Here is a 5751-nt window from a genome sequence, read left to right as displayed (position 1 = left end):
TCTCTTCCCGACTCGCTGTGTGACTTTCGTCTCACTCCGTGTCGGTGGATGCGCAGTATAGGGGGTTGAGAAATTAGTACAAGTGTTTTTTGCAAATAAAAAACCAACCGGTCACAAATTAGCCAAAAGTGCGATATTTGCATATTTCTTCGTCACATTTGAGACATATCACAGCAATTGGTTGGAAAAACACCAACCATATACGTAAGATTCATGTGTCTATTCTGTTAATGGGCAATCGATCTCTTTATCACTATGTGTAGTAATTAAAATGACGTCTAAAAAAAATCTGATTTTATGTGTTGGGCTGGCCATCGTTGGGGGAATCATCTTCTCTCAATTCATCATCCCACCAGCCTTGAGCTTCCTCATTGGTGTTATCGCTACTGCTTTTCTTTTTTCATTTTCTAGCAAAACACCTGTTCTTCAATCTTCGGACCCTGATCCTTCAACTAAAACGCTGTATGTCGGCAACCTTCCTTATAAGGCCAATGAGAGTCATGTTCGCGATTTGTTTGCTGAATATGGACAGGTCTACGCGGTACGCTTAATGAAAGATAAGCGTACTGGAAAAAGAAGAGGGTTTGGTTTTGTAGTGATGGCTGCGGCAGATGCCAAGCCAGCTATCGCTAAACTTAATGAAAAGGAATATATGGAGAGAACGCTAAAAGTGAGAATTGCGAACGATCCTAAACATCCGGATGGTGGTAAACCTGAACAGGATTAAAACCTAGCTTCTTTAAACAAATGTTCAGTGCATCTTCCTGCCAAGGAGTTGCACTGGCATAAATCGACTTACTTCCCTCTTCTGTATCCTCAATTTCATCACTTAATAGCAATGCTTTTACTCGACGTGCAATCGCTGCGCCTGAATCAATTAAAGTAACGTCCCCACCCAAAGCTTGATGAATCTCCTCTTTGATTAAAGGGAAGTGAGTACAACCGAGCACCGCAACATCGACTTTATCGCGAAGGGGAAGCAGGATATTTGTCAGTTCGTCGAGAGAAACGCTGTTGCCTCGCAACTTCTCTTCGGCCATATCTACCAAGCGAGTTGATCCCACCAGCTCAACTGGTTTGCCTTGCGCAAAGTCCCGTATTAACTCGTGAGTATATTGGCGTGTTACTGTCGCCGGAGTGGCGATCAGCCCTACCCCTTTTGATGCTAAAAGCGATGCGGGTTTAATCGCAGGGACAACACCAACAACGGGAATCGATAAATTTTCGCGTAAGGAAGGAAGCACTATGGTGCTCGCCGTGTTGCAAGCAATGACGACAATGTCGACTTGGTGTTCTTCGACTAATGAAGAGACCAGTTGGTTAACTCGTGGAATGAGTACAGCCTGATCGAGTTCACCATAAGGGTAAGCCTGATTATCGAATAAGTATAAGTAGTCTAGCTGGGGCAATAGGCGATGTATCTCTTGGAATACAGAAAGGCCACCAACACCGGAGTCAAAAACTAGGACTTTTTTCTTACTTGCTACTCGCACGAGCCTTACCTAAAGAACAGAAACGTTGCGATCATACTGCGTAGATTTGTTTTGGCAATGCTTTAGCATGGTATCTTTGATGGCTGAATCTATCTCCAGATTCTACATCTCGCTTCGTCAACTCGATATGCCCTTGAAAAGACGGCGAAGACGTGACCAATGTGTGAAATTCACCATTTTCCCCACAGGGATCAATTTGACTTGGTAATGACTCTATTAGGGCTTTGTCATACCAGCGACCACACCATTCTGGAGGGAGAACTCTTCCGTCGATGGTGATTAACATAGTTTGAATACCACGCTCTATGATTTCCATCGCTAGTTTTTCGCTGCTCTCCCCTAATAGAGGAAAGACGCATTCCCAGCCAACAGGTTCAATGTAGCTGCGTCGGTAATCGGCAATGCCATTACAAAACATATCACCAAATGCGACAGCTTCTATGTTCAGACCACTACTTTGTAATGCATTAACGATGGTCGATTGATAAATATCGTTACTTGGAAAGATTTCAGGTAGCTCGATAGTAATGAGCGGAAGCGCAAGTAAGTCTGCTTGCATTTGTACGACTTCAAGCGGAGTTGCTTGGAAAGGGACTTCTTTCCCTACGTAAGTCGTGTACAAACCGACAACTTGATAATTTGGATTCTCGTTAAGGCGCTCAAGCGTTAATGTCGAATCTTTACCACTGGACCAACTGATCACCACTCGCTTGGGTTTCTTCATTCGATTTTCCACCACAAAATATTAAAAACCGCCCGAAGGCGGTTTGTGCTCATTCACGATTAGAATTCGTAGCCAACGTTGAGATAGTACGCTCGCTCTGCAGCGGGGTAACCTTTTGCCATCTCATACTCTTCATCAAGTAGATTATCGATACGAGCGCTAATAGAGGTCGACTCATTCGGATAGTAAGTCACTGCCGTATCAATCAACGAGTAAGAAGAAAGCGTAATATCTTGTGAAGGCCAAGTGCTGTAATCCACATCTGGACGCTTACCGACGTACTGATAGCTAACCGACCAATCCACTTTATCGAAGCTCACTAAAGCATTCCACTTATACACTTCTTTAGCGCGACGCTGCAACTGATGCCCTTTATCGTCTTCAGCATCTTTATAATCTGCACTCAACTGGTGCTGCACAATCCCTGTATCAAACTCAGCAACAAGCTCCACACCTTGGATATGTGTTTCACCATCGACATTCAAATATTTGTATGTGGTTGGATGGTAATCGATAAGATTCGTGATTTTATAGTCATAACCCGTGACGGACCAAAAAACGCCTTGGACATCACCGCTGAATGCTAGCTCCCAAGCATCTGACTCTTCCGGCTTCAGATCTTTCTCACCGTATGTTGGGTCATACTGTTGATATAGGTTTGGAGCCTTAAACGCAGTACCAAAAGAGGCTTTAACCCCAAACTCTGGTACAAACTGGTAACCAGCCGCTAAACTGTAAGTGAACTCACTACCGTATTCTTCGTTATCATCAAGGCGAGCACTGCCCTCGAGCATTGCTTTATCAATACTGGTGGTTGCCATACCAAACAGAGCGCCATTGGTACGATCAAACGTTTTATTCGCACTCTTGTCTTTATAAGACTCGTTGCGCCAATCAATACCACCAGCCAACGTCGTATTGTTGTTTAGCAAGTAACTGTTGGTCCACTGGACATTTTGCTGCTCAAGTTCATCTTCAGTACCTGAGTGTTTGCCTTTTGCTTGCTCATAGTTCCAAGACTTCTGTTTCTGTGCCGTTACTTGTAGTTCTGACATCACATTATCAGACTGATACTTACCGCCCAGAGTGACAGAAAGATCGTCTTTTTCTGCTTCGTAGTAACCGCGACTGCCGTAGCTGCTGTCATATTGATAAACATTTTCGTAAGCACGTAGGTTACCAAATGCAGACCACTGGTCATTGAAGTTATGCACGTAACCTAGCAGACCATTCTTTGTATCAAAGCCATGGCGATCACCGTCATTAACTCCCGGTACAGGACGAACGTTATAACCATCATCACTTTCACTACCAAGCGCGATATTTAGCTGGCCGCTCTCTGTGACTTTAATACCAGATGCCACACTCAATTCTTGATAATCTAAACTACCTAAACCCGCACTTAACTTCGTTCCTTCTTCGTCAGCACGCGCAATGGTGATGATATTGATCACGCCACCAATCGCTTCTGAGCCATAAAGTGACGCACGCGCACCACGTACGTACTCAATACGTTGAACGTAAGTAAGTGGGATTTGGTTAAAGTCCACAGCGCCCTTCGCTGCTCGTGCAAAACGTACGCCATCAACCAGTACTAAAACTTGGTCGGAACTGGTTCCACGAACAAATAAAGACGCTAACTGACCACGACCACCATTTTGTGAAACTTGAATCCCCGTAAGGCGACGCAATACATCTGGTAGGGTTTTCGCTTGAATGCGATCGATGTCTTGTCGAGTAACTACTTCGACATCTGCCAACGTACGGCTTTCGGCTTGCTCAAAACGGTTTGCAGTAACAACGATGGTTTCGTCAGTGGAGGTTTCTTGGGCCTGTAGATAAGAGACAGGTGAAAGCAGCGATGCCAAAGTTATCGCCAGTGCGGATTTTCTCATTGTATTGTCCTAAATCGCGTAATTCCTTCCGAGCCCTGTCATCATGACAGTCCAGTGCTGTGGCTCAGTTGTTGGCAGGTATTCGGACTCAAGAGCACGGGTGTACCGCCTACTTGCTCGACTTCCCACATAAACTAATGCAGTGTCTGATGAGCGTTCGTTCTCTTTTACCGCTGCGCGTCAGTTCTGGATTCACACCAGATTCCCATTTCAGCCATCTAGATTGCTAGATAGCACCAACTTGAGGCAAATATTATTCAGCTATTGATTATTTGTCCAGCCAATATTGCCCTTAAAAGTTGTAACGTTTTGATTGATTTTGCTTTCTACTCTGCCTGTACGCACTATCTTTAAATCAATTCCAGTACAAAACTGGACATCCTATTGAGATTGAATAAAATCTGCGCTCTTAAATTGAATGCACCATAAAAGGTAAGATCATGGCTACTCTTGATGTAAACCCACAACGCTACCAAGAACAACTGGCTGAAAAAGTCGAACGTCTCACGGATATGTTCGCGCCATACAACATGCCAGAACTGGAAGTGTTTGAATCACCAGAGCAGCACTACCGCATGCGTGCTGAGTTCCGTGTTTGGCATGAAGGCGAAGATCTTTACTACATCATGTTCAACCAAGAAACTCGTGAGAAGTACCGTGTTGACCAATTCCCTGCAGCAAGCCGTCTGATCAACGACCTGATGCCGCTATTGGTTGAAGCGATGAAAGACAACGACTCACTACGTCGTAAACTGTTCCAAGTGGATTTCCTATCGACGCTAAGTGGTGAGATTCTGGTTTCACTCCTTTACCATCGCCAACTTGATGAAGAGTGGATTGAAAACGCGAAAGCCCTTAAACAGCGTTTAAATGATGAAGGCTTCAATCTAAACATCATTGGTCGTGCTCGTAAGATGAAGATTGTCCTAGACCGCGACTACGTGATCGAGAAGCTCGATGTAAATGGTCAAAGCTACATCTACCAACAAGTAGAGAACAGCTTCACTCAGCCGAACGGCAAAGTCGCAGAGAAGATGCTGGAATGGGCTGTCGACTGTACCCAAGAAAGCACTGGTGACCTACTAGAACTTTACTGTGGTAACGGTAACTTCTCGCTGGCGTTGGCACAGAATTTCGACCGCGTTCTTGCAACTGAGCTAGCGAAGCCATCGGTTGTATCTGCACAGTACAACATCGCCGCCAATAAGATTGATAACGTACAAATCTTACGTCTATCAGCCGAGGAATTTACTCAAGCGATCGAAGGTAAGCGTGAATTCCGTCGTCTACAAGATGCAGGTGTAGATCTGAAGAGCTACAACTGCAATACGATTTTTGTCGATCCACCACGTGCTGGGATGGATGTCGATACTTGTAAAATGGTGCAAGGTTACGAGCGCATCATGTACATCTCTTGTAACCCTGAAACTCTAAAAGAGAACTTGGACATTCTATGCGAAACACACAACGTGACGCGTTTTGCTCTGTTTGACCAATTCCCTTATACCCACCATATGGAAGCGGGCGTGCTATTGGAACGCAAAATGTAACCCACGGCGTCATGACCCGTCCTGATATGGGTTGACACTTTTTAACTAAAACGCTCGATGTACTTCATCGGGCGTTTTGTATTTTAAAG

At 44.7% G+C, this 5751-nt stretch carries 5 protein-coding genes and 1 riboswitch; of the genes, 2 read left to right on the top strand and 3 right to left on the bottom strand.

The window, feature by feature from the left end:
• The first annotated feature begins 271 nt into the window (after nt 1-271).
• Entirely contained in the window at nt 272-727 is a 456-nt protein-coding gene (locus R7093_RS23745) for an RNA-binding protein (RefSeq protein WP_017636066.1), read from the top strand.
• Here the strand turns inward: R7093_RS23745 and murI are convergent.
• The 3 genes from murI to btuB are packed head-to-tail and all read right to left on the bottom strand — an operon-like array spanning nt 690 to nt 4112.
• On the bottom strand, nt 690-1493 hold the full coding sequence (gene murI / locus R7093_RS23740; protein ID WP_115386358.1) for a glutamate racemase: 804 nt from the start codon (nt 1491-1493) through the stop codon (nt 690-692). The genes R7093_RS23745 and murI overlap by 38 nt on opposite strands.
• Before the next feature lie 31 nt (nt 1494-1524).
• Nucleotides 1525-2217 carry an ATPase gene (locus R7093_RS23735; RefSeq protein ID WP_005378675.1) on the bottom strand — a complete coding sequence of 231 codons (693 nt, stop codon included), beginning with the start codon at nt 2215-2217 and terminating at the stop codon, nt 1525-1527.
• A gap of 59 nt (nt 2218-2276) precedes the next feature.
• Nucleotides 2277-4112: a TonB-dependent vitamin B12 receptor gene (gene btuB / locus R7093_RS23730; RefSeq protein WP_115386359.1), complete on the bottom strand. Its 1836-nt coding sequence runs from the start codon at nt 4110-4112 to the stop codon at nt 2277-2279.
• Between the two features lie 55 nt (nt 4113-4167).
• A riboswitch (cobalamin riboswitch) is annotated at nt 4168-4368 on the bottom strand.
• A gap of 184 nt (nt 4369-4552) precedes the next feature.
• On the opposite strand from btuB, the gene trmA reads away from it, so the two are divergent.
• Complete coding sequence (gene trmA, locus R7093_RS23725; protein ID WP_047104456.1) at nt 4553-5662, top strand: tRNA (uridine(54)-C5)-methyltransferase TrmA; 1110 nt, start codon at nt 4553-4555, stop codon at nt 5660-5662.
• Nucleotides 5663-5751 lie beyond the last annotated feature (89 nt).

This window comes from Vibrio sp. 1580 (genome assembly GCF_033340055.1).
Note: the sequence above shows the minus strand (reverse complement) of the source record. Positions and strands in the feature narration are given on the sequence as shown.

Coding starts and splice junctions, on each gene's coding strand:
- R7093_RS23745 (WP_017636066.1), top strand. CDS start 272: ATGACGTCTAAAAAAAATCTGATTTTATGTGTTGGGCTGGCCATCGTT.
- R7093_RS23735 (WP_005378675.1), bottom strand. CDS start 2,217: ATGAAGAAACCCAAGCGAGTGGTGATCAGTTGGTCCAGTGGTAAAGAT.
- trmA (WP_047104456.1), top strand. CDS start 4,553: ATGGCTACTCTTGATGTAAACCCACAACGCTACCAAGAACAACTGGCT.
- btuB (WP_115386359.1), bottom strand. CDS start 4,112: ATGAGAAAATCCGCACTGGCGATAACTTTGGCATCGCTGCTTTCACCT.